This is a genomic window from Paenibacillus sp. FSL F4-0097 (assembly GCF_038593125.1).
GTDB classification, from domain to species: Bacteria; Bacillota; Bacilli; order Paenibacillales; family Paenibacillaceae; genus Paenibacillus_AQ; species Paenibacillus_AQ odorifer.
Map to the genome: position 1 here is coordinate 249,130 of NZ_CP151965.1, position 25,515 is coordinate 274,644.

Here is a 25,515-nt window from a genome sequence, read left to right on the forward strand (position 1 = left end):
TTTTATGCCAATGTAACCGCTATAATCTTGCATATACCGGAATATGTAACGAAATAAGAAGTTTTTGTTAGCGTTTGTTATCAATAACAAAGTTGGAGATGTGGAGGTGAATAGTTAGCGAGTAGGTCTGTAATTGTCTTCTATAAGGACAGATAGTTATTGGGTTCATAACAGCTGGTTGGCTATTCTTATTATCAAATCCATTTATTTTCGAAGGAGAATTAGGAATGAAAAAAGCGAAAAAGTGGCTGGGGAGTATACTTGCCTGTGCAATGATAATGTCTCCTATCCCTTCTGTAATTTCTGCAGCAGCAGCACCATCCACTGTTGGATTCGGTGATACACAGGGTCACTGGGCACAACAAAATATTGCGAAGTGGGTAGAAAATGGCGTTTTAAACGGGTATCAGGATGGTTCTTTTCATCCCAATGAAGGAATTACAAGAGCTGAGTTTGCTACGATCTTGAATAAGGTATTCGGTTTCTATATGAAGTCAGATCAATCTTTTTCCGATGTAAAAGCGGCCGATTGGTATGCAGATCAGCTTTCGTTGGCACGATATGCTGGGTATTATGAAGGATACTCAGAGAATAAAGCACAAGCTACTGATTATATAACGCGTCAGGATGCGGTGACGATGTTGGCTCGGATATTTACTCTTCAAGCTACTGAAAGCGCTTCATCATTGAGTGGATTTAATGATTCCTCTCAGATTCAAGCTTATGCTAAGGATGCAGTTGATGCGCTCTCAGGATTGATCACAGGGTATGAGGATGGAACCTTTAAGCCGCTTGGAAGGATCACCCGTGCCGAAGTTATAACGTTAATTAATAAAATAGTGAAGAGTTATTACTCGCAATCTGGGAGCTTTGAAGGAGGAATAGTTTCTGGAAATGTAGTCGTTAATCAGGATGGTGTTGTGTTAAAAAATGCAACGATAAACGGAAACCTGTATCTAACCGCTGGGATCGGTAACGGCGAAGTGACCCTTGAGGGCATTAAGGTTACGGGCACCACATTTATTGCAGGTGGCGGGGTAAACTCCATTCTTATTAAGAATAGCTCATTAGGCAAAGTAAATATAAATCGTAAAGAGGGTGAGGTTCGTGTCCTCACGAGTGGTACAACCCAAATCTCTCAGCTAACGGTAGATAGTCTAGCAAGGCTGGAGTTTGGAATTGGGACGATGATCACCACGGGAATTCTAAATAGAACTGTGGGACTGATCCTAGGTGAAGGCGCATCGATTGCAAATCTAAACGTTGCTGATAAAGCGACTGGAACCACCATTTCTGGTCAGGGCGACATTGCAAAAGCGGACGTTAAAGCAACAGGAGTAACGTTGAACGGTAAGCCCATTGCTCCTGGCACAATTGTCATTATCAAAGGCAGCAATCAAGGTCCTGTAGCAACGGCTACCCCAGCGCCTACCTCGGCATCAGGCTCATCAACAACGCCGGCAGGTCCGACTAATCCAACCACGGCACCTACAGCGACAGCAACACCAACAGCAACGGAAACACCGACACCAACGGCAACACCAACAGCAACAGCAACACCGACACCGACCGAACCGACGGGTCCTGTGGGACGTATCGAGAATTTAGCGGATGTTGATGCAAGTAGTGAGACTAAATCACTATTCGCCTACTTACAGGATATCCGCGGCAGTGAGATCTTGTTTGGACATCAGCATGCTACTACAGAAGGACTTTCTATTACTGAAAAGGACGGAACGCAGTCTGAGGTCGAGAATGCAGTAGGCGACCTTCCGGGGCTGTTCGGCTGGGATACACTTAGTCTTGAAGGTTTTGAGAAACCGGGAGATTTAGGCGCAACCAAGCTGGAGAATCGTGATAAATTAATCGGCGTGATGAAGTCTGCTTATGAAAAAGGCGGCGTGCTTACATTAAGCTCGCATATGCCGAACTTCGTCACAGGAAAGGACTTTTATGACACCAAAGGAAATGTGCTTACGCATATATTACCCGGCGGTGACAAGCATGCAGAATTTAATGCATTCCTGGATATGATTGCGGACTTTGCGAATAACTTAAAAGATGATGATGGTAAAGCTATTCCAGTCATTTTCCGTCCATTCCACGAGCAAAATGGTGGCTGGTTCTGGTGGGGTGCGCCTTACCGTACGAAGGAGCAGTATGCTGAAATCTATCGTTATACCGTTGAATACTTAAGGGACAAAAAAGATGTGCATAACTTCTTATATGCATTCTCACCGGGAAGTCCATTTAACGGCACAGATGCGACCTTCCTTGAGACGTATCCGGGAGATGACTATGTTGATATCCTGGGCTTCGATAATTATTATGACGGAACCACTGAGGGTTGGTTTGATTCAGTTGTGAAGGATGCTAAGCTGATTTCGAAGCTGGCGGATGATAAGGGAAAAATTGCAGCATTTACTGAGTTCGGTTATTCGGGTGTGAAGCCAACTGGAACGAAGTTCTTTACCAAGCTAATCGCTGCGCTGCAGTCTGATCCGGATGCTAAACGGATGGCGTACATGCAGACTTGGGCGAATTTCAATACAGATTCTATCTTTGTCCCTTATAGAAATGCTCCAAACGGACTAGGGGATCATGAACTGCTCCCTGATTTTGTGGACTATTATAATGATCCGTATACAAGCTTCAGCCATGAGGTGGCTGTTGCGGATGCTTATTCGAAACAGGTAACTACAGAAGCCGAGCAACCTTTTTTACACATTGCCTCACCAACGGCAAACCAAACAGTGCCCACGACAAAAGCATCGACCCTTCGTGTTCGTGTGTTAAATCAAGACGTGGATAAAGTAACCTACCTGATTGGGGATGACACAACAGAGTACAGCATGGCAGCTGACGCAGAAGGTTTCTATTACTTGGCAGATTGGACGCCAGGTGTAGCCTTCGACGAATCTGGCGTGATGCTTACTGTTAAGTCCTATGCAAAGGATGGTTCTGTACTTTCACAAACGATCCAAATCTTTGTAAGTGACGTGCAGGGCAATGGGGATCCATTGGTTGTAGATACTTTTGAGAATTACAAAGGGAATGATGAATTACTTCGTGCGGCATTAAGTCCTGCGGGCGATCTAAATACGATCTCACTTGATGCGGACCATAAAAATGATGGCAAGTATGGCCTGAGGTTCGATTATAATGTGGATGGTCAAGGTTATACAGGTCGTACCAAAAACATGAATAATGCCGACTGGTCGGACGCCAACAAATTGAAGCTCTGGATTGCACCTGATGGCAGTGACCACAAGCTTGTTATTCAGGTCAATGCAAGCGGCATCTCTTTTGAAGCTTATCCTTCACTGGCAGGTACGACACCTGGCATGGTGGAAATTCCATTCAGCCAGTTCGCTCCAGCGCCATGGGATACAGGAAATGCTGGTAAAGTAATCACTAAAGAGAACCTTAAGGACATTCGGGCAGTGTCTATCTACGTAAATAAAAAGGACACAGTAGCAAGTACGTCTGGTACGCTGTACTTTGACGATATTACAGCGTTTAATGATGGAACGGGTGGCGTCCCTAACGGGGGCGAAGGTCCTGGCAGCACGCCAGAACAGGCGAAGCTGTTGTATGGCTTCGAAAAAGATACTCAGGACTGGACAGTAGAGCAAAATAATGCCAGTGCAAGCGCGGCAGTGATCTCGACTGATGAGGCTGCTGAAGGAACTCATTCGTTAAGCTCCTTGTTCTCACTCGATTCAGGTGGAGCTTTTGAGCTCAGCAAAAATGGCAGTCTGGATCTGAGCGCGGTAGATAAATTAAGCGCACAAATTAAACTGTCGAACGGAACAGCGGATGCACGTTTGTATATTAAGACGGGATCAACCTGGGCTTGGGCTGACAGTGGAGCTGTGAAAGTAGATTCGAGTGGATTTACTACGGTTTCGCTCAACTTGGCAGGTATTGCTGATCTTAATAGTGTAAAAGCCATAGGTATCAAGCTCGAGGGATTCAGCGGTACGGGAACTTCTACGCTGTATCTGGATGATGTTCGGACCCTGAAGAATGGTACCGCACCTGAAGCTGTCGTCTATGGCTTCGAGGACAATACACTGCAAGGCTTCAGCATCAATGTGGATGAAAATAATAAATATAATACAGCACTGGCTCAGAATCTATCTGTGAGCAATGCTGTGTATGCTGAGGGAACTCATTCGATGCAAGCGGACTTAACATTAAATGGAGGGCAGTTCCAGCTGCGTCGTATGGTGGTTACCAATTTAGCGAATGCATCAACAATTACGCTTAAAATCAAGGTTGTACCTATTGATGCAAGCGATGTTAGCGGTGTAATGGCTCAGCTGTTCACCCAAAGTGGCTCAAGCTGGGGAACATGGACTGCTTCTACGGCTGCACCAGTAGATACCAATGGATTTACTACAATAACATTGGATATCAGCAAGGTAGCGGATCGTAATTTGACCCAAGCGATTGGCGTTCAAGTCATGACCACAGCAACCGATCCGGTGGGTAGTGCTACCGTATATGTGGACGAAATCACGATTAAATAGAAAGTAGTAAAGCCGGAAGCGAACATTTTACGATGTTCACTTCCGGCTTATTTATTTAGCATCAAATTTATTCATTTTAAGGTCTACGAGAATCTGCTTGAAATTAACGAAGCTTAATAGATCCGCCATCTACCATGATAGTCTGGCCCGTAATATAATCGGAATCTTCACTCGCTAGGAATACCGCAACACGCCCGATATCACTTTCCAGTTCACCCAATCTTCTCAAAGGAATTTTTGAAATCATGTTTTGGTAATACTCAGGGTTTGCTTCTGCCCATTCAATCATGCCAGGGGAATTAGCAATTGGAGCAATGATGTTTACGTTGATTCCAAATGGACCAAATTCATTAGCGGCTACCCGGGTAATTCCACGGATGGCTTCTTTTGCAGCAGCATATGTTCCTTGATTGGTGTCACCGTTGAGACCGGCGCCCGATGCAAAGTTAATAATTTTACCTTGAGTTTCTTTTAAATAGGGTAGTGCTGCTTGCATGAAATAGAAGGTTGGATAGAAGCCTGTATCAAAAGATAAATCGAAATCAGCCTGTGTAGTTTCTTCGATAGATTTCATTCTGGATGCGTGGGCATTGTTTACTAAAATATCTATTTTTCCGAATTTATCAGCTACTTGTTTAACAAGGTGAGCTATTTTATCGTGTTCCTTGAGGTTCGCTTGAATAAAGATAGATTCAGGTTGATATTCTTGTAATTCTTTAATTGTTTCTTTGCCGGTTTCTTCATTGAGGTCAATAATAGCTACCTTAGCGCCTTCTTTAACAAAAGCCAGGGCCATCCCTTTACCAATGCCGCCTGCTCCACCAGTAATAATAGCTACTTTTCCTGCAAGTCTGCTCATGTTGTGATCTCCTTTTTGTGAAAAAATGTAGTATCTAACTCTTATTCGAGGTAAGGTGTAATTGTTACTTCGACTATATATTACCCAAAATAGTAGCTATATTTACCATGAAGTAGAAACGGCATCATTTCCCAAGATGAATATAGAGGGGGATGATGAATGTTTCAGCAGCTGATGAGGCCTATTCCGGCTCTTATGTAGATGTTGAGCGATTGAATTAAGCGGCGCACCAAGTGATGAGCAATTGATGATTCATGTGTCGCACCAAGTGATGCTGCAAGTGATGCAATAAGTGAAATATTTATAGAGTAATTAGGGAATTTCTCCCTGAAATTCAGAGATTTCTGTTCATCAGACTTATAATTAGTTATGATGAACGAAAGGCAGCCCCTGTTTCGCACACCGTAGGTTAAAATGGAAGTTAAAAGGACAACCATTACAGAGCTACATGCGAAAGGAGCTGTTACTATGAAGAATACCATAAAATACGTCGGTTTGGATGTGTCTAAAGAAAAAATTGCGGTGGCGATTGCAGATGAGGGTCGGGAACCCGCACGATATTATGGAGCCATCCCCCATACCCCAGATGCAGTGGCTCGAATGATTCGGAAACTCAAAGGTTCAGGGATTACACTGGAGGTCTGCTATGAAGCCGGGCCTACGGGGTACGACTTATACCGCTGGTTGACGAAGATGGGAATTTCCTGTGTGGTAATTGCACCTTCGCGTATGCCACAGCGTCCCGGAGATGCCATAAAAACCGACCGACGGGATGCAGAAAAACTGGCTCAGTTACACCGGGCTGGAGAATTGACTGCGATCTATGTGCCAACGCCAGAACTCGAAGCTTTACGAGATCTCATTCGTGCACGAGAAGATGCTAGGCAAGACCTACATCGGGCTCGGCAACGGCTCATTCATTTTCTATTGCGCCACCAAATTCACAAGCCAGAGGGTATGAAAAAACGCTGGACCAAAAGGTACCGGGAATGGCTCTCTATGCTGAAGTTTAATAATGTAGCTCAAGAACGGGTATTTACCGAATCCCTGCAACAGCTCCGGGAAGTGGAGGAGCGAATCAAGCGACTTGAAGCCGCAATGCGAGAAGAAGCACAGATCTGCCCTTACGCACCTGTCATTCAAGCGTTGCAAGGCCTGAGGGGAATCGCCCTGCTGACAGCTATGACTTTAGTTGTCGAGATTGGAAATTTCGAACGTTTTCGTTCACCGGCTCAGCTCATGAGTTACCTGGGACTCGTGCCACGGGAATATTCCTCGGGAGCAAGTACCAAAAGAGGGAGTCTTACAAAAGTCGGAAATTCCGGAGTGCGGCGCGCACTGGTGGAGTCCGCATGGAGTTACCGTCACCGCCCTGCCGTCAAGGGAGATTTAGCAGTGCGTCTTGAGGGCCAGAGTATTCATGTCCATGAAACGTCGTGGAAAGCCCAAGAACGGTTACACAGCAAGTATTTAAAATTAGTCAGACGCGGGAAACACCGAAATTTAACCATGGCAGCAGTGGGTCGTGAGTTAATTGGATTTATCTGGTCGATTGCGGTAGAGGCAGAACGAAAAATGGCGTAGGTGAAACGAAAAAAAATAAAAACATACCCAAAAGATTTGAATCCTTGGGGCATGGAGACAAAGAGAAAGGTTCGAGGAGAATCCGTGAATTCCCTGTGCACAGGATCCCTGATCTAACGTGCGAAATTAGTTTACGGAAGCTCCTTCGACGTAGGCATAATATGTGGTAACCAACCCACGGATAGCAGATTGCCAGCCGACGACTCGCATTTTGTCTCTGTGCCCAAGGGATTGAAAACCCTCTAGTTTAAAGGGGAAAACAGGGGAATTGACTAATTCGTTCATAGCAGGGAAAACTTACCTGATTTTCGGCCGATTTAGTAACTAATTAAGAAATCCCCCTAATTATTAGGGAGGAATTCCCTGATTTCGTTCATTTAGAGCGAATACCGGCTATTTTCAGGGAGTTTTTCCCTAATTAGTTTAAACCCTACCGCAAGCCGTACGAAAATCACACCTAGCAAGTCGCCCACCGGCCACTGCCTACGCCCACCGGCCACTGCCTACGCCCACCGGCCACTGCCTACGCCCACCGGCCACTGCCTACGCCCACCGCCTACACCCACCGCCTACACCCACGCCTACGCCCACCGCCTACGCTCACCGCCGCTCACCGCCCCACCGCCTATCGCCCACCGCCCAACCGCCCAACCCAATATCATAGAACACTACGCGTGGTGTCATATGGCACAGTAAAATCCATTACTTTTCTTTTCAATTCCATTCCATAAAAAAGAAGCTGCCCCCAAGTAGAGTTCACTACTTTTGAGACAGCCTCTTACGAATAATTATAAGGGAAACCCCATCGAGATGACCGCACCGCCATTTCTTCGGTTGCCTGCGCTGATCTGACCTCCACAACGCTCGATGATTGCGCGGGAAATAGCCAGTCCAAGTCCGGATTCTCCGTCTTTTCCTTTTACGAACCGATGGAAGAGATAGGGAAGCAGATCGTCAGAAATTCCAGGGCCATCGTCACTAACGGATAACAGGGCCCGGCCCTCCTTGACCGAAACATGGATATAGATATGTTGGTTAGCGTAACGTGTTGCATTGGATACTACATTAAGAAGCGCCTGTAGCAGCTTATCCCTATCCGCGAGGATCGTAAGAGAATCTTGATGATCGTGGGAGATATGGAGGGTTAATTCTTTTTTCATTAATAGAGGGTTCATTCTTTCGATGGTTTCTGTCAGTAGATCTTTTAAACAAATTTCCGTAGGCTTGAATATATCTTCCTCGCTGTCCAGCTTCGCAAGTAAAGTCATTTCGGACACGAGCTTCTTCAAGCGGCTGCTTTCGCTCATGATAATGTCTAGCCCTTTTACTACATTCTCACCTTCAAAAACACCATCCTTAATCCCTTCAGCGTAGCCGGAAATGGACATTAAGGGGGTTTTTAATTCATGAGACGCATTCTGGAAAAATTGTTTCTGCACATGGTTGAAACGATTTAATTCATCTGCCATGTCATATACCGATTGAGCGACGGATCCAAGCTCTCCACCAGCTTTAATTAATTTAACATCTGAGAAGCGGCGTTCTTTGACTTTGCGGAGTTCTTGTTGCAGCCTCATTAGAGGTTGAATCAGCTTCTTGGTGATAAATAGGCCAAATAGGAACATAAATGCTCCCGCTGCACTGAAAACGATCAGCAGTCTTTTGAGCAAAGCTTGTTCAATAGCAGTGACTGCGCTCATAGGGGTTAGTAAAGTTAGCGTGCCTATAGGTGTAGCCTTCACTTCAGTAATATACCGTGTATCTGTTCCATTCCAAATGTTCTGGAGCTCAGTGGCTTGGCCTGTGACACTCTTGGCATCGTAGTTTATTGCAATTGAACTCATCTCTGATGATGTGGACAAGACTTTTCCTGTTTCATCGCTAAGAATGGCTTCGACGCCTGCAGTGCTTAGAGAAGGTATGGTCACGGGCAGAGCTTCCAGCTGAGTGCCAATCTCCCCGATGTATTTACTTTCTTCAGTCAATGTAGCTGACATCGCCGCACCAATGGTTCTTAAATCCTCTTTTTGTGTTCCGACAAAATGGTTGAGCAGTACAAAATGGATCACGACAGCAGTAATAGATAGTAGCAATACCAATGCAATACTAAAGGCTAAATTAATCTGATGTGCTAGTTTCATTCGTATGCTCACCCCCATCTGTTCTCATGCGGTATCCGTGTCCCCATACTGCCTCAATGGGCAAATGCTCCAGTTTTTTGCGCATCCGTTTAATTAGATGATCCACGGCGCGATCACTTCCAAAATAGTCGTCTCCCCACACATAGCTCAGCAGCTCATCTCTTGTAAATGCCCGGTTAGGGGCATCCGCGAATACTTTTAGCATGGTGAATTCCTTGCTGGTCAAGTCCACCTCTTCACCACACCAGAATACACGTCTTTCTTCCGGCAATAGTAGAAGCTGGTCAATTTCAAGACGGGTGGAAGTGGCCTGACTGTTCAATTTTTCGGCCTGATTACTCATTTTGTACCAGCGTTGAAGCTGACGTTTGATCCGGGCGACTAACTCACGAGGACTGAACGGCTTGACTAGATAATCGTCACTGCCAAGCTCCAATCCTAATATTTTATCCACTTCATTATCTCTTGCGGAGATCATAATGATCGGTACTTCGGCTTCGTTACGAATCCTTTTACAGAACTCATAACCATCCATGCCGGGGAGCATAACATCGAGTACCCACATATCCGGGGGGCTTGTCTGCCACAAGGTCCATGCTTCCTCAGCGCTGCCAAGGCCGATGGTGTGGTAATTTTCTTTTTGTAAATAAGCTTCAACAAGATTGCGTATATGTTCATCATCGTCGACTACGGCAATGAGGTATGGATTATTCATTTCAGGTTACCTCCAAATTATTCTCCTACAAGTATATCAATCCAGAGGTGGGTAGGGGCGGCTGCCATCGTTTTTCCACAAATTAACCAATGTTCTGCCACACCCCTTTTGTAAGCTTGGTCTTGTAAGATCATTCGAATCGACGAGGAGTGTTGTATTTATGAATCAACAGATGTTATTTAAAAAGTTAGCGCTGTCCGCCCTGCTAGTGTCCGCCGTTGCTGCACCGTCTGCAACGAACGCAGCAAGTGGAGCACAAGACGGAAACACGAAAACAACGGCCGCAGCCGTGGTTACTGCTGCCTCTAAAGGAACAATTGCCACTAAAGTAACCACTATTGATTGGGTAGATCCCCTGGAGTTGGCTAAGACCTACGCACCTAATACCCAAGAAGACTGGAAGAACACCTTGGATCAGTATTATAAGGTTGCTGGATTTAGTGTAACCGCACTTGCCGAGCTTGTGCCTGCGGAACTGGTGGAGGGAGTTCAATTATCAAAAGAAATACTATCCACCGAAGCTCTACCTGCGGGATATATTGAAGCTGGTCGTAACCTTGAAGTAGTACCTGTAGTCAATGATATGAAGGTAAATAGCAATATCACTACCTCAATTAAAGCAGTAGACGCGACTTCAATTGCTATTTCCATTCCAGATCTTAGCGACACGGATAAAGCTTTTTTCAAAGCCCAAGATGATCTGAATAGTGCCGCTAAATCCAAAGATGCGACTGTGATCAAGGAAGCTTTAGCTAATCTGTTGGACCAATATAAAGAGAAGATCAAGGAGCTTGAAACAGCCAAATAACGGCGATTAGCGAGGCTTGATACAGAATAGAGATACTGAAAAGGGTAAAGATAAAAGACACCTCGCGGGGTGTCTTTTTTGTATGCATATCAATCTTCACGCTTTGCCTTTGGCCCTTACTTGCTTCCGCCAGTTCACACCGATCACCCCGGCGATGATCATCACTGTACCAGTCCAATGGTACCATTCCAGTTGCTCATTCAGCAGAAGTACACCACCGAGAATAGAGACAACTGTTGAAAGACTGCCGAAAATGCTCACGCGTGAAGCTTCCATCCGTGATAAAGCATAGTTGGAGAGGAAGGAGGTCACGAGGGAGGAGAGTACGCCGAGATAGAGCATGGAGAATATGAATTTTGGCTCTTGAAAAGGTGTGAAATACTGATCCAATGTTCCTGCCGAACCATGCTTAATGATCGACAGTCCATTAAAAAATATAAATCCGAATAAAGTAATCATATAGGTAAGTTCTTTGGGACTCCAGGTACGTGTCAGCTTTCGAGCCGCAACATTATAACCGGCAAGGGATAAAGCTGAGATTAGGATGAGCAAGACGCCCCAAAGACTAGAAGAAGAGATACTCAAACCTGGAATGGCAAAGATAAGAATAATGCCTGCAACTGAGATTAATGTAGAGATCTTTTGGAGGCTGCTCGTGGTTTCCTTCAAGAACATCGCCGCCAAAAGGATGGTGAAGATGGGCATTGTCGCCTGAATAATACCCGCTACAGCGGAGGTTGTATACAGAAGCCCATACGCTTGAAGGGTGAAATACAACGCTGGATACATTAAAGCCAGTGGGATGATCACTGCGGCCTTGGATATTCCAAACTTCACCCGCCCCCACCCTGGAAAAGTAAATAAAGAAGCGGCAAGGAAAGATAACGTGAAGCGATGAGCTAGCGTATCAAAAGGATCCGAGACGGTTAGGGCCATTTTTACAAATATAAAGGAAAAACCGACAATAATAGCATTCAAGACAGCTGCTGCTATCGCTTTTTGAGTAGAAGATGTATTCATTAGTAAAGACCTCCAAAGTGTTGCGCGCATTTAGGTACCGGTCCTGTTCTGCTCTTTATTCTAAGGCTAGAGTAGCTGTGCTACAATGTAATTATTATTCATCTGTACCGGTACAGAATAAGCTTGGAGGAAGGTGAAAGGGATGTATAAGTATTCGGAGTTAATCAACGAGCTGGAATTGCAAATTGCCGAGGATACGTATCGTGAGGGAGATAAATTACCGTCTATCCGGGAGTTGTCCTTACGTTATGGATGTAGTAAAAGTACGGTTATTCGCGCGTTGCAGGATCTTCAGGACAAACATTTAATCTATGCCGCCTCAAAAAGTGGTTATTATGTCATGAAACGAAGCGGACAGCGAAAAGACGAAGGTGCACATTGGATCGATTTTACGGTGTCTGCACCCGACCCGGATATTTTTCCGTATCTGGATTTCCAACATTGTATTAATAAAGCGATTGATATGTACCGCAATGACTTGTTCATCTATGGAACGCCGCAGGGGCTTCCTTCTCTTATTCGTGAAATGCAGCGCCATCTGGCTTCTTATCAGGTATTTGCCAATCCGGATCAGATTTTTATTACCTCAGGTGTGCAGCAGGCGCTTGGCGTATTGACCCGAATTCCTTTTCCGAATGGCAGGCAGCGAGTGCTGATTGAGCAGCCGGGTTACCCGTTGTTTATGGAATATCTGAAGACGTATGGCATTGAGACAGAGGGGATAAAGCGTTCGGATGCTGGGGTGGACTTGAATGAATTAGAGCGGTTATTTAAGACAGGCCAGTTCAAGTTCTTTTATACCGTCCCGCGATTTCATAATCCGCTTGGCGTCTCCTATACCCGTCCCCAGAAGAAGGCGATTGCTCAGCTAGCAGCTAAATACGATGTATACATCGTTGAGGATGACTACATGGCGGACTTGGAGCAGGATGCAAAAGAGGATCCGATCTACGCTTATGACGATGCTTCCCATGTGATCTATTTGAAAAGCTTTTCCAAAATTATATTTCCGGGCCTGCGTGTCGGTGTCGCTGTACTGCCAGAGGTCCTGTGTGACTCTTTTAACCGATTCAAAAGACTGATGGATATAGATAGCTCTATGCTGTCTCAGGCTGCCCTGGAGTTGTATCTGAAAAGCGGAATGTTCGAGCGCCACCGAAAAAAGATGCGTTCCTGCTACGAAAAAAGATCCGCGCTGCTCCATGAATCGATTATGAGAGAGTTAGATACAGCGACAGCACAGCATTATTCCTACCATCCAACCGGTCAGCTTGGTGTGCATACGTATCTGAAGCTTAGTGACAGCGTAAAGACAGAACAGATGATCAAACGTCTGCAAAAAAAGTTCATTCGCATCGAAATGGCGGACAGCGGGTATCTGCCCTCTTTTAATAAAGAGAAGATTCTAAAGCTCAATGTATCCAGTGTAAAAGAGCCGGATATTCGCTCTGGCATTGAACAGGTAATGCAAGAAATACGCTGAGAGCGCAGCAATAAATGAGTGGATAATAATGGTCGAAATGCTGGGAGTCCATTGGAGTAGAAATAAAAAAGCGTTCCTCCAGTAACAGGGATCGTTTTTTGGCGTTGTGGGTCGTTGGCAAATCTGGCAGCAGTGAACTGATGGACAGCAGATCTCATTATCGGTACAACTCGCAGTAATCTCTGGTTCTTCTATAAATATCCGAACACATTTTCTGTGCAATCTTCGGCCGAGTCATGCGGACCCAGATGACGTTATTTGCTATTTTTTAGCCTTTGGAGCAGAGTTTCGGACCCCAGCGCCGCTATTCAAGTAGAAAGTGGTCATATTGAGTGGTGTTCACGCTAACAACGGCTATGGGGTCCGATAGCACTCTAAAAGTGGGAAAAAGCCGCTTTTAAGGTCAGCTGTGTCCGATATCGAATTGGCTAAGTGCAAATTACCAAGATGCTTTATCCATCTTTGCTTGGGTAGCGAGTATCAGCAACAAGCAAATTGAAAGCTGTCGTTCCTTTCGGTACAATCCATTCCAACATCGTATGATTCCATCAAAAAGGGTGATCACTTGCGTAAAGATACCAAAACCATCGGCGAGGTGGCTAAGCTGCTGGGCACAACTATTAAAACCGTTCGTTATTATGACGATATCGATCTATTGAAACCATCCAGCCACAGCGAAGGCGGACACCGTTTATATACTCCTGAAGATATTTCCCGCCTGCGGCTGATCACAACGTTACGTTATTTGGATTTCGGCATTGACGAGATTCGCCAAGTTATCGCTGGAGAAATCCAGCTCACTACAGCACTCAACTGGCAGATTGAAGCTTTGGAGACCCAGGTCAGTACGCTGACCAATATGATTTCGATTCTGCGCCAAGCCCAAGAGCATGTCTCAACAGGTGATTCCATGGATTACATGAATGAGCTGGTGGACTCTTTGTCCATGAATGCTGATAAGCGAACCCGGTTCATCTCCAGTAAAATAGAAGAAATACAGCCGCTCGGTCAATTGCCGTCCGAATGGCGGGATACCTTTTTATATTTGTTCAATAAATATATTATGAATGAAGTCAAAGTGACAGCCGGACAAACCGTAGCTTGGAACGAACTGCAAGCACTTATGAACGATACACAGTACATGGAGGAGCTTGTCCGATTTGAGCTGCCTTTTTTCAATATGGTTAGACATCCCCGCGTTCCCGCTGCGGTTTGGATTCGAACGCTGGAGAATATCCGAATTCGGGTGGAAGCAGCCTTGCAACAAAAACTATCAGCAGACAGCGCTGTTGTACAGGCAATTGTTGAAGATTTTGTGATGATGTATGCAGGTCCAGAGCAGTTCCGCGATAAAGCCGCCTTTTTCCGCCAATATGCTCATTTGATGCAAACTGCTCCTACCGAACGGATAGAACGCTTTAATAAACTATGCTTGCTCCTCAATCCCAAATGGGATGTTATTGTGAGAGGCAACGCCTTGCTGATGGAAGGGCTAGAATGGAAGCTTGCGCAGGAGAATTCTCATTCCGCACCTTGTTGAAGTGTATACTTCGGATGGTCTCCCAGGTTGTTATTCAAATATTGCAAGGGCTGTCCTTTTAAATAATGGTCAAAAAAATCCAGCGTATACTCATTAATCAGCTCATGTGTTCCGCGCACATCTACATCTTCCATCCATTCAAACAAGGGGGTAAGCAGATATAGATCTGAGAAGCTCATGTGCTTGCTGTGTTTGAAGGTCAGCCAATAGTTCCCGCCTGCAGTTACTGGCTCATACCGGGCGAATAGCTCATTATAGTAGGCTGTAATCTCTTTCCTATCCGTCCGTAGTGCGGCGATTTCAGCATCGCTGGTTTGGTCTACTCCTTTTAAGGTGTCATCGGCACTCATGAGCAGAAAAGGTTTCTTCAAGCCGTCTGCAGGAATCCGCTTTTCACCGTAAAGCACCCCATCCATATCAATGCCTGCTTGAATTCTTTGATCCTCTATCAGCATCTGCACCGTTGTGGCTCCCCCAAAGGAATGACCGAACATGCCCATATGTTCAAGATCAATCCGGCCTGTAAACAGACCACTAGGATCGTCCGCAGATAAGGCCTCCATTTGATCCAGCACATACTTAGCATCTTCTACCCAGACTTCATTACGCCGATCCATAAAAGAATACTTCATTTGCTCATAGCCTGTTTTTCCTTCTGAATCAAACTTCACCACAGACTTGTCTGGAAATACCGAAGCTACGCTGCTATAAGCATGTTCAATCCCTACGACAATATAGCCGTGGCTTACCAATTGCTCGACTTGAAAGGTGTTCTGATTCTTGTAGCCCATAAATCCATGCGAGAAAAGAAGCACCGGATATTTAGTTTCCGTATCTGCCAAACCGGCATTCGCAATAGCGTGGGTGTTGGCCAGTTTTAATCCTGAGAATAAAAACTCCGGCAATTGTAAAAATTCATGCAGCCCTTCTATATACGGAGTAGGATCAGATAAATATGGCGCCGGGCTCCCTGTAGCCTCTGAACTTGCTGGATACCAGATTTGCACCATTAATTCGCGGGAGTCACCAGATGTTTCCGTGAACTTTTCTTCCCGTGCAGAATCGGTCCAATGGTAGGTGACGGTTCCTATCTTGTAAGGACCTGTGGGCTCCGCAAAAGAAAATACAGGGAACAGGAGGGGCAGAGCAATGGAAACGGTAGCATAAACCGCCCCAACTCCAGTCAGCACTAGTGTTTTCCAACGCCGTTGCGGTTTTCTTGCTGCCTTTGCTGCGGATCGGAAGAAAAGTCTTGTTCCGCCCACGATTGCCCACAGTGTGATCAGATACACTGGAATCATCGGCCACCGCAACCCTTCCACGAATGCATGGATAAGCAGTAAAGCAGTAGAAATCCCGCCGCCGATCAGCCACCCGCGCTGTGTTTTGGGCCGTCCTAAGGTTAGCCAACCCAACAACAATACATTAAATAAGACAAGTGTGATTTCAAGTAATCTCATAATCTATAATCCTCCTTGGTTTTCTTTTCTGGCTGCTGTACTGAATCCAAGTATAAAACCTCCTGTTAGGGGAGAATCAATGCTCGCTGTGACTTCACTATATTTAGAGGATTATTTAAGATTTATAACAAGAAAAAAAAGAGACCGGGTTCGGTCTCTTTTAGTTATTTCTCGATAGGAGGTATGAATTAATTCGCAAAAAAGTTCGGCAGGAACTCTTTATTAGCTTCCAGCATTTCGTCCAGCATCCGAATCGCTACGTCCACGGACGGAACAAGCGGGTGATGTGCGAGCGCCTGAAGGGCAAGGGCGCGGTCTCCGGTTACAGCGGCGTCAATCGCCAGCTGTTCATAGGTTTTGACAGCATGAATGAGTCCTTTAGCCATGGTTGGAATTTTGGTCAGTGGCAGAGGTAACGGGCCGTTTTTGGTGACCACGCAGTTCACCTCAATGCTGGCGTCATCTGGCAGGAAGTCCAATATGCCACGGTTAGCGACATTTAGGGTCTGAATGTCGTTTGATCCGTTATGAAGCGATCTCATGAGATTAACAGCTGCTTCTGAGTAAAAAGCACCGCCGCGCTGTTCCAGCTGCTTCGGCTTCTCGCTTAGCTCTAGATTGCCATAAAGCTCGAAGAGCTCTTCTTCTACACGTTTAACGACTTCAGCACGGTTAATGCCTTGTTTATGGGATTCTATCTGCTCTTCGAGCATGGCATCGGTCATATAGAAATATTTTAAATAGTATGAGGGCAGTGCATGAAGGGATTGCAGGAATTCCGGGTTCCATTCTCTTGCTGGTACGTTCTTAGCGCTGTAGCTGGTTGTATCTGCAAGCATATCGTCCAGCTTGTCTTCACCTTCAACATCGATACGAGTAATCCAGTGCAAGTGGTTGAGGCCCACAAATTCGGCATATACACGGTCTGCTGCTACATTATATTTGGCAGAGACTTGCTTGATCAGACCGATAGGTGCGTTGCACAGGCCAATACTTTTTACCTTAGAATATTTCAGAACGGCTTCGGTGACCATCCCAGCAGGGTTAGTGAAATTGAGCAGCCATGCGTTGGGAGCCAGTTCCTCGATATCACGGCATACATCCAGAATAACAGGGATGGTGCGCAGTGCTTTCATCATTCCCCCAGGACCTGTTGTTTCTTGGCCAATAACGCCATATTTGAGCGGAATCGACTCATCACGAGCACGGGCATCAAGCATGCCGACACGCATCTGAGTGCTGACGAAGTCGGCGCCTTCGATCGCTTTACGGCGGTCTGTTGTCAGATGAACCTCAATCGGAAGGCCGGATTTCTCCACCATACGTTTTGCCAAGTTACCTACAATATTCAGCTTGCGAAGACCAGGCTCAATATCTACAAGCCATAATTCGCGCACGGGAAGTTCTTTATAGTGAAGAATGAATCCCTCTACTAATTCTGGGGTATACGAAGAACCTCCACCGATAACTGCAATCTTTAATCCTTGGTTAGCTGCCAAGATTAATCACTCCTGTCTTGTAGTTTGTTTGATCGATTCATAATCCTGAAATTTCCGCATTTTCTCATATACTTCACTACTAATGGTCAACCCATCTTGATCCATAGCTGACCATACTGCACCGACTACAGGCTCTGTGGCAAGGGTAACCACGGTTGCCTGAGGGGCTGCAGCGTGTACAGCTTTCTCGATAGGCTGGCGAATCCAACCGCGATCCCCTCGGGTTAGCAGACTTCCTGCCAGCACCACATCGAAGGTCTCCTGCTCCATGCCTAGCTTGTGAATGATAGCTGCCGCAGACTTACCTAGTTCAACCCCTTGCCGATGTAAAATCTCCAATGCTACGGCATCTCCTTCAGCTGCTGCTTCAAAGAGCAGGCGGGCAACATTTACAGGTACTTTTTTCCAATGATCGAGGAAATCGTGAAACATATGCCCAACTTCCTCATAACCTAGCATTTTTAGCAGTAAGCCTGTTAATAGGGTGGGCTGTTCCCGGCCGTCCCAAGCTCGGATAACGGAACGAAACACCTCAATATTGAGTGCGCCACCCCCGCCAAAATCACCGTACATATAGTCAAAGCCGCCGCATTGATAATGCTCTCCCTGCAGGTTTCTGCCTGCTGAATTGGTGCCGGTGCCGCAGATGAGCGCGACACCATAAGGGCGATTCGTTCCGGCGCGTAGACCGATCATAGTGTCACAGTTAATGGTGTATTTGGTGAATCCTATCTGGCGTATCATCGGATGGAGAATAGCATAGTCGGCCTCGCGATCAGCACCGGCAAGTCCGAGATAGGTATGCTGGATGTCTTCCAACCGGAGTCCGGCTTCAGCCAGCGCCCCGAATGTGGCCTCTTGAATACTGTTGGCGGCCTCAAGGGCGCCTGTCTGGTGGTTGCCGTTACCACTCTTGCCTTTGCCAAGAACATTGCCATGTTCATCGCTTAGCAGAGCATAGGTTTTCGTGCCTCCCCCATCGATCCCCAAGTAGTAAGTCAATGGTCGTCACTCCTAGTGTATAAATTTAATCTACTCAGCTCCGGTAGATTCACGTACGATAAGTTCAGGATCAATCCGCATCCCGGCCCCACGTTTCATCTTTCCAGAGATGCGTTTGAGCAGCATATCCGCGGCTGCCAGCCCGATTTTGTCCGCAGGCTGACGTATTGTTGTCAGATGTGGATGAAGCTGTGAAGCAATATAATGATCGTCATAGCCGACCACTGCCACCTCTTCGGGTACCTGAATGCCCGCTTCCATCAGGGCATTGATGACTCCAAGCGCGATATTGTCATCCCCGGCGAAGACGGCGGTGGGCAGCTTTCCTTCCTTCAGCCAACGTTTGCAGGTATCGTATCCCATCCCAATATCGAAATCACCAGGCACGATCTCAAAGGGGGCCAGCCCTTGTTCCTGAAGCGCCTGTAGAAATCCACTGCGCCGCTCCCGCGTACTCCGGAACATTTCCTGACCGCAGAGATGAGCGATTGAAGTGTGTCCCAGCTCCAGTAGATGACGCGTAGCTGCGTATCCCCCCTTGAAGTTGTCGATCGTGATGGAGTAGGTATCATTTTCGGGCTTCTGATTATCTATCAGCACATAAGGGATACCCCGCCGTTTTAACTCCACAATATAATTGTCCTCTTCCATCGGAGAGAGCAAAATTAAACCGTCTACACGATCCTCCTGAATTAAATAATGGCTATCATCCGATTCGATGCCTGTTGAGATGGATATGGCTAAAAAATAACCATGCATCGCTAATATTTCATTCAGCTCTTTGACCACTGCGTCAAAAAAGGAATCTTGCAGGGTAGTGACAATAATGCCGATAATTCCCGTCTTACCGCTTGCCAGACTGCGTGCCGCAGCATTAGGGCGGTAATCCAGCTCTTTAATTGCCTCCAGCACCTTTTGGCGATTATTCTCGCGTACCGATTCGGCCCCATTTAACACCCGGGATACGGTTACAACGGATAATCCGGATTTTTTGGCTACATCAAAAATACTAACTTTCATCTTTAATTCTCCTCACGGCAGATTTTCCGATCCTGTTTTCTACTTTCAGTATACAGGGTTGGCAGACTGTCCGCTAAACGTATGATTTCACGCAGGTATACCGTCCCTAAAGGGGGCGGTATACCTGCCAAACAGTTATCGCTGAATGATCTCTGTAACCTTCTTCTGAATCGTCGCCATCACCTCTTCAACCGTCTTATGTCCAGTTTCTACTGGCTGCAATTCATTAATGAACATGTCATTAATTTGCGAGTAGTTGGTGATTAAGTGGTTATAGGATTCGAAGCCGTAGTTAACAGCACCCTCGTAGACATTTTTGATATCCTGTGGATCGATACCTTCAAAATGTTTATAGTAAGCTTCTGCAGCTTCGGTGTTGACTGGTGGGTTACCGCCACTAAGCTCAATGGATTTCTCTTGCACTTCGCTTGTGATCAGGTATTTGATCCATTCAAAAGCTTCCTTCGGATGTTTGGAGTCCTTCAAGATCAGCAGCGGATCGACATAAAGGGTGCTGCGTACCTTTTCGTTTCCTCCCCATGGTACAGCGGCTACGCCAATTTTGAAGGGGAAGTCATTTGCACCTGCAAGGTTCCATGAGCCTCCGATAGACATGCCGATTTTACCAGCAACAAAGGGATCGCCGTTCTGTCCAGCTACACTTTTGCTCCATTCGGAAGAAGGAGAGACTTTATCCTTAAAGACAAGATCAAAAAGCTTGTTGTAGGCAGCGATCACTTCAGGGGAGTCAAAATAAGTCTCGGAAGGCACGCCGCCATTAGTCCATGTATCTTCTGAGTAAGGCTCCGCTCCAAAATATAACGGCCGCATATCGCGTTCGGACCAAGTGAAGTCTACGCCATATTGAGTTTTGGCGATATCATCGGATACAAGCGTCATTTGTTTAGCTTCGTCGACCATTTTTTCAAACGTCCAGCTCTTATCTTCATAATCGCTTGTTGGATAAGTCAGTTTGGCAGCATCAAACATGTCTTTGTTATAGAGCATTAAGGTGACATACATATTGACCGGGATGCCGTAAGTGTGATCTTTAACCTTGTAGATACCCATTAGATTCTCTGGGATACTATAATCCTCTGCCTTGAAACCATCCTCTTTCATAAGGTCGGTCATATCGAACAACATACCCTTATTGTAGTATTCTGCGAAACCTCCATACCCCCAGTGACTTGTCACGTCGGGCGATTTGCCGCCGGCAATTAGCGTTTGCAGCTTGCTGTCGAACTGCTCATAAGGCGCTTTTTCCACTTTCACTTTAATATTCGGATGCAGCTTCTCGAAATCAGGGATTAATTTTTCGACAAATGTGCGGTCTTCTGAATCTATTGTGTAATGGGTAATTGTTACCGTTTCTGCTTTGCCTCCAGAATTAGTAGAGTCACCGTTTCCTCCAGATAGGGCGTTACCCGCCGATTTGCCGCCGCTACAGCCTGATAAGGCTAGAACAACGAGCATGGTAGCTGCAAGTAAAAGCGCAATACTTTTCCTGTTCTTGTTCATTAGCTAAACCCTCCATGATTTCAAGTATATTTGGCCGCCGGATGGCGGATTATTACTTAATCCCTGTAAGTACAATCCCTTCGACGAACTGTTTCTGGGCTACAGCAAACAGCGTAACGATTGGGACCATAGCTAGAACCGAAGCAACCATTAGCAGATGCCAAGGTGGAATGCGGAACCTCGATGAGGTAAGAGAAGCCATCCCGACGGGTAGCGTGAACTTATCTGATGAGCTTAAGTAAAGCACTGGCGTAAGCAGATCATTCCAGTTGTAGATAAAAGCAAAGATAGCTACGGTTGCAAGTGCAGGTTTGGAGAGTGGGATTGCTATGGTAGCCCACATCCGTATTTCACCACAGCCATCAATGCGTCCGGCATCAAACAGCTCTTCAGGCAATGTGGAGAAGAATTGGCGCAGCAGAAAAATATTATAGGCTGAGCCGAAGAAAGCAGGCACGATCAGGGGTAAAAAGGTATCTATCCAGTTCATTTGCGAAAAGAGTACAAATTGCGGAATCATAATGGCCGGATAGGGTAACATCATGGTGCTCAGCAGCAGGATGAACCACACCTGATTACCTGTACCTCTGAATCTGGCGAATCCATAGGCAACCAGCGCCGAAGAAATCAAGGTTCCCACAACACTAAAGCCGGCGATAATCAGACTGTTTTTATAAAGAGTACCGAACTGCAGGGTATCAAATATTTCTGTGTAATTGCTCCACTGCCAGCTCTCCGGAAGAAAGGTGGGTGGGAACTTCAGCATCTCGCGTTTGGACTTAAGTGAAGTGGAGACCATGAAGAACAAAGGAAGCAGCATCAGAAATGTTGTAACTACTAGAGTAATAAAGCTGAAAATCTTAACAGGCTCCGCTTTCCGGCGGCGTTTTGTTCCTTTAGTCCGGGGGCTTAGCGCTCTGACTGTACTCATTTGCGTCCGCCTCCTTCATAGTGAACATAACGGTTAGACAATTTCATAATTAGTGCGGTGCAGAGCATAACTACGATAAGGAGCACCCATGCCAAGGCTGAGGAATAACCGGCACGATATTCTTTGAAAGCGCTGGTGTAGAGATTATAGACATAGAACCAGGTAGAGTAATTCGGCCCCCCTTGAGTCATGACAAAAGCTTGGGTAAAGACTTGGAAGGAATCAATCAGTCCCATAATCAGTTGGAAGAGCAGCACGGGAGAGATCATCGGTAAGGTAATGTTCAGGAAGATTCTGAAGCGCCCGGCACCGTCAAGGTTAGCGGCTTCGATCAAGCTAGCCGGTACGCCTTGCAGACCTGCGAGGAATAAAATCATTCCTGAGCCTGCTGTCCAGAAAGTCATGATGATCAAGGCATATAGTGCAGTGTCTGGGTTCATCAGCCAAGCCGGTCCATGAATGCCGAACCAGGAAAGGATGTAATTGAAGAGCCCGATCTGCGGGTTAAAGATCCAGTACCACAGCAGGGACATGGCCACGCCGGATACCATGCTTGGAAAATACATTGCTGTTCTGAAAAAGCCGCGCAAAGGAATGGTCTGGTGGAGCAATAGCGCAAAGCCAAGACCGAGTGCAAGCTGGATAGGTACACCGATGAAGGTATATCTCAGCGTGACAACCACTGATTTCCAGAACAGGTCATTGTGAAACATCTCTGTGTAGTTAGCGAGCCCGATAAATTTAGGTGGGTGTATGATGTCATAATCAGTAAAGCTGAAGTAAAGCGATGATAAGATAGGATAAAGGGCGAATACTAGGAAGCCGATAATCCAAGGAGAAATGAACAGATACATGTAGAACGTCTGCCGCCTGTTCTCGCGATTGATCATGACACACCAACCTCTCGTTTTAAAAGTATAAGCGCTTTAACTTTTAATCAAACTAACACTATTAATTAGCAATAATACTAGGCGCCTAGACATTAAAGTTTAACCGCTTTAACTTTTTGATTCGCTTTAATAAGCTTATCATAGAGGATGATCACTAAATAATCAACACTTATTTTATCTATAAAAGCGCTATCAGTCATTAAACGTAACATATATTCTGCGATTTTTGTGAAAAACGGACCTAAAACAAGATTCAAGGGATGAATGTGTTAACTATTATAACGTAATGTTATTATTTTTTATTGATATTTCTCATGCTATGATTAGGTTTGGTCATATTTTGTTAGAAATGAGGAAACTGAATGACGACTAGACCTTACTTAAAAATGATCCAGCATTCTGTTACAGCCTCAGGGATTAGCTTTGAGGAAATTACACCAAATTTCGTATATAGAGCGACAGATGGAGTGAAATCATTTGTGATGGTAGACGCTGAGATCGGACTAAACAACAGTGCTTCTACGATTATTGCCATGAGTAAATCTCTAACTTATGATGTTTTGCATAAGGCGAATATCCCAGCCGTAGAACATATTTATTTGCCGCATCCTGACTCCAAATTTAGCAATTTGAATCCTTATCCATTGGCTGAGCGTTATTTCCAAGCGTGCAATGGGGAGGTAGTTATGAAGCAGGATAACGGGGCGCAGGGAAAGCATGTGTACAAAATCAATGAGATAGCCGATCTGCACGAAAAGCTCGATTTATTATTTTCTTTACAGCTTAATGGGGCAATAGGTCCTTATTATGAAGCGGAGATTGAGTATAGAATTGTAACCTTTAATCATCAGGCGCGTGTATTCCTTGGCAAAAAAAGAGTTCGTTCGTGGAAGCATAATTTGATTAACGGGGCTGTTACGATTGAGGTGAAAGATCAGGCCAAACAAGAGGCGCTGGCGGAGCTTGCCTCCCGGACCTCTAAAGCGCTGGGCCTTGATTTCTGCTCAGTAGATATCTTAGAGACAAATCAAGGCTTGATGGTGATTGAGGTTAACCATAAGGTGATGTTAGATGAATATTGCAAGCAAAATCCAAGTGAAGTACCTGGCCTCTCAGACCTTTACAGGGAAGTTATTCTTCAGCGTATGAATCAGTTATAAGCCGATATTCAGCAGCGATTGCCCGAATAATCTTTTGGCATTTCCGATTAGAGTTTGCGTACCCACGATTACAATAATCTCCGAAGGTGATTGTTCTTTAAGATACGTAAGAGCATCCTCTAAACAAGGGAATTCGGAACTTTTTTTGAGAAAACTTTTGGCGATTAGCAGGGCATCCGTAGGGAAAATTAGATGGCTTATATCGGGTTTGGTTACGATTAGTTGATCCGAGACTGTGCTCATGACTTCGATGACCCCTGTGTAATCTTTATCCTTAGGGACACCGATGATGGATGTGACGGTACGGCTGCGCTCAGGATTCACTAATTGAATAAGTTCAGCCAGATAGCTTGCAGAATCTCTATGAATAGCTCCGTCAATAATCGTCAGCGGGTCATGATAGATAACTTCACAACGCCCCGGCCATTGTAATTGTTCAAAACAGTGGTGTACGATCTCCTGATCCAAGGGTCCCCCTGTAATCTCTTCACAAAGTGACACTGCGCTAGCAGCATTGACCGCTTGAAACTGTCCCAATAGCGGGAGGGTCAAGGATGGATAAATGGCTTGCTTCGTCCGGACATCAAAAGTAGTCCCGATAGAAGTGGTTGTGATAGATTCAGCTAAAAACTGTTCTTCATAATATTGCACAGGGTTGGAGGAGAGGTTGTCCTTCATGATCGCAAGAACTCCCGATTTCTGTTTGCTAACATAGACATTTGTTGTGTTGTTTTTGACAATCCCCAGCTTGTGCAGTGTAATGCTGCTCAGATCAGGTCCCAAATGGGCTACATGCTCTTCCATAATTGGGGTAATGACAGCCCAGTCATTGCTCAGGACATTGGTGTCATCAAACCTTCCCCCTCTACCGCATTCAATCACATTGATATCTGTACCCTTCTCCTTAAAGTACAAAGCCGCAATAGCCAAAGCAACCCCAACCGGACCTTGATATTCGTCAGCAGCAAGCTGCTCCTCAATCTGGTGGAAGCCCCCGCGAATTACATTACCTAATCGTACAAAATCTTCGGTGGCTATTGCCTGCCCATTGACCCGGATTCTTTCGTTGAAATCCACCAGGTGAGGGGAGGTGAATAACCCCACTTTATATCCCAAGTGACTTAACAGAGAGGAGATAAATCTAGAGGTGGAGCCTTTACCTTTACTGCCTGTGACCAGTATGTATTTTTGATTACGATCCGGACTTCCAACTGCATCCAGTAATACTCTGGTTAACTCCGGTTTTCTAACTTCTTCATCCAAAGTTTGTGTAATGTTGTTAATGGCTCTTAGATAAGAGCTGTAGATCATATCTTCAACTTGGGATTGTGAAGTGAATTCCACGGA

The 25,515-nt window shown here is 45.6% G+C and carries 18 protein-coding genes; 6 read left to right on the forward strand and 12 right to left on the reverse strand.

Annotated elements, in window-relative coordinates; genetic code table 11:
• Positions 1 to 227 precede the first annotated feature (227 nt).
• Positions 228 to 4,535, forward strand: coding sequence for a glycosyl hydrolase (locus tag MHH86_RS01160; RefSeq protein ID WP_342479594.1), 4,308 nt, complete (start codon positions 228 to 230; stop codon positions 4,533 to 4,535).
• Between the two features lie 103 nt (positions 4,536 to 4,638).
• On the opposite strand, the gene MHH86_RS01165 is transcribed toward MHH86_RS01160, so the two are convergent.
• Entirely contained in the window at positions 4,639 to 5,394 is a 756-nt protein-coding gene (locus MHH86_RS01165) for an SDR family oxidoreductase (RefSeq protein WP_038568170.1), read from the reverse strand.
• A gap of 468 nt (positions 5,395 to 5,862) precedes the next feature.
• Here MHH86_RS01165 and MHH86_RS01170 point away from each other — a divergent pair, with 468 nt between their 5' ends.
• Entirely contained in the window at positions 5,863 to 6,978 is a 1,116-nt protein-coding gene (locus MHH86_RS01170) for an IS110 family transposase (protein ID WP_036683961.1), read from the forward strand.
• Between the two features lie 788 nt (positions 6,979 to 7,766).
• Here MHH86_RS01170 and MHH86_RS01175 read toward each other — a convergent pair.
• Positions 7,767 to 9,119, reverse strand: coding sequence for a HAMP domain-containing sensor histidine kinase (locus MHH86_RS01175; protein WP_036687209.1), 1,353 nt, complete (start codon positions 9,117 to 9,119; stop codon positions 7,767 to 7,769).
• A complete protein-coding gene (locus MHH86_RS01180; protein WP_036687211.1) occupies positions 9,097 to 9,834 on the reverse strand; it encodes a response regulator transcription factor in 738 nt (245 codons plus the stop codon). Before MHH86_RS01180 ends, MHH86_RS01175 begins: the two co-directional genes overlap by 23 nt.
• Positions 9,835 to 9,994: 160 nt before the next feature.
• On the opposite strand from MHH86_RS01180, the gene MHH86_RS01185 reads away from it, so the two are divergent.
• Positions 9,995 to 10,642 (forward strand): hypothetical protein, encoded by a 648-nt coding sequence (locus MHH86_RS01185; RefSeq protein ID WP_340887734.1) that lies wholly within the window; start codon positions 9,995 to 9,997, stop codon positions 10,640 to 10,642.
• 96 nt (positions 10,643 to 10,738) lie between these two features.
• On the opposite strand, the gene MHH86_RS01190 is transcribed toward MHH86_RS01185, so the two are convergent.
• Positions 10,739 to 11,662 carry a DMT family transporter gene (locus MHH86_RS01190; protein ID WP_340887736.1) on the reverse strand — a complete coding sequence of 308 codons (924 nt, stop codon included), beginning with the start codon at positions 11,660 to 11,662 and terminating at the stop codon, positions 10,739 to 10,741.
• A 142-nt stretch (positions 11,663 to 11,804) separates the two neighbouring features.
• Between MHH86_RS01190 and MHH86_RS01195 the strand changes: the two genes are divergently transcribed.
• Positions 11,805 to 13,145: a PLP-dependent aminotransferase family protein gene (locus MHH86_RS01195; RefSeq protein WP_036687216.1), complete on the forward strand. Its 1,341-nt coding sequence runs from the start codon at positions 11,805 to 11,807 to the stop codon at positions 13,143 to 13,145.
• A 565-nt stretch (positions 13,146 to 13,710) separates the two neighbouring features.
• Positions 13,711 to 14,685: a MerR family transcriptional regulator gene (locus MHH86_RS01200; RefSeq protein WP_235219547.1), complete on the forward strand. Its 975-nt coding sequence runs from the start codon at positions 13,711 to 13,713 to the stop codon at positions 14,683 to 14,685.
• Here the strand turns inward: MHH86_RS01200 and MHH86_RS01205 are convergent.
• The 7 genes from MHH86_RS01205 to MHH86_RS01235 form a co-directional block, all read right to left on the reverse strand.
• A complete protein-coding gene (locus MHH86_RS01205) occupies positions 14,667 to 16,145 on the reverse strand; it encodes an acetylhydrolase (RefSeq protein WP_038568186.1) in 1,479 nt (492 codons plus the stop codon). The two genes, MHH86_RS01200 and MHH86_RS01205, sit on opposite strands and share 19 nt — an antisense overlap.
• Positions 16,146 to 16,333: 188 nt before the next feature.
• On the reverse strand, positions 16,334 to 17,644 hold the full coding sequence (locus MHH86_RS01210) for a 6-phospho-beta-glucosidase (RefSeq protein WP_036687220.1): 1,311 nt from the start codon (positions 17,642 to 17,644) through the stop codon (positions 16,334 to 16,336).
• Positions 17,645 to 17,650: 6 nt separating this feature from the next.
• Complete coding sequence (locus MHH86_RS01215; RefSeq protein WP_036687222.1) at positions 17,651 to 18,646, reverse strand: BadF/BadG/BcrA/BcrD ATPase family protein; 996 nt, start codon at positions 18,644 to 18,646, stop codon at positions 17,651 to 17,653.
• A 30-nt stretch (positions 18,647 to 18,676) separates the two neighbouring features.
• Positions 18,677 to 19,666: a LacI family DNA-binding transcriptional regulator gene (locus MHH86_RS01220; protein WP_036687224.1), complete on the reverse strand. Its 990-nt coding sequence runs from the start codon at positions 19,664 to 19,666 to the stop codon at positions 18,677 to 18,679.
• Between the two features lie 135 nt (positions 19,667 to 19,801).
• Positions 19,802 to 21,187: a sugar ABC transporter substrate-binding protein gene (locus tag MHH86_RS01225; protein ID WP_038568191.1), complete on the reverse strand. Its 1,386-nt coding sequence runs from the start codon at positions 21,185 to 21,187 to the stop codon at positions 19,802 to 19,804.
• Between the two features lie 52 nt (positions 21,188 to 21,239).
• Entirely contained in the window at positions 21,240 to 22,118 is an 879-nt protein-coding gene (locus MHH86_RS01230) for a carbohydrate ABC transporter permease (RefSeq protein ID WP_038568194.1), read from the reverse strand.
• Positions 22,115 to 23,008, reverse strand: coding sequence for a sugar ABC transporter permease (locus MHH86_RS01235; RefSeq protein WP_036687229.1), 894 nt, complete (start codon positions 23,006 to 23,008; stop codon positions 22,115 to 22,117). Before MHH86_RS01235 ends, MHH86_RS01230 begins: the two co-directional genes overlap by 4 nt.
• Positions 23,009 to 23,370: 362 nt before the next feature.
• Between MHH86_RS01235 and MHH86_RS01240 the strand changes: the two genes are divergently transcribed.
• Positions 23,371 to 24,168 carry a hypothetical protein gene (locus MHH86_RS01240; RefSeq protein WP_342479595.1) on the forward strand — a complete coding sequence of 266 codons (798 nt, stop codon included), beginning with the start codon at positions 23,371 to 23,373 and terminating at the stop codon, positions 24,166 to 24,168.
• On the opposite strand, the gene MHH86_RS01245 is transcribed toward MHH86_RS01240, so the two are convergent.
• Positions 24,163 to 25,512 carry a Mur ligase family protein gene (locus tag MHH86_RS01245; protein WP_076101127.1) on the reverse strand — a complete coding sequence of 450 codons (1,350 nt, stop codon included), beginning with the start codon at positions 25,510 to 25,512 and terminating at the stop codon, positions 24,163 to 24,165. The two genes, MHH86_RS01240 and MHH86_RS01245, sit on opposite strands and share 6 nt — an antisense overlap.
• Positions 25,513 to 25,515 lie beyond the last annotated feature (3 nt).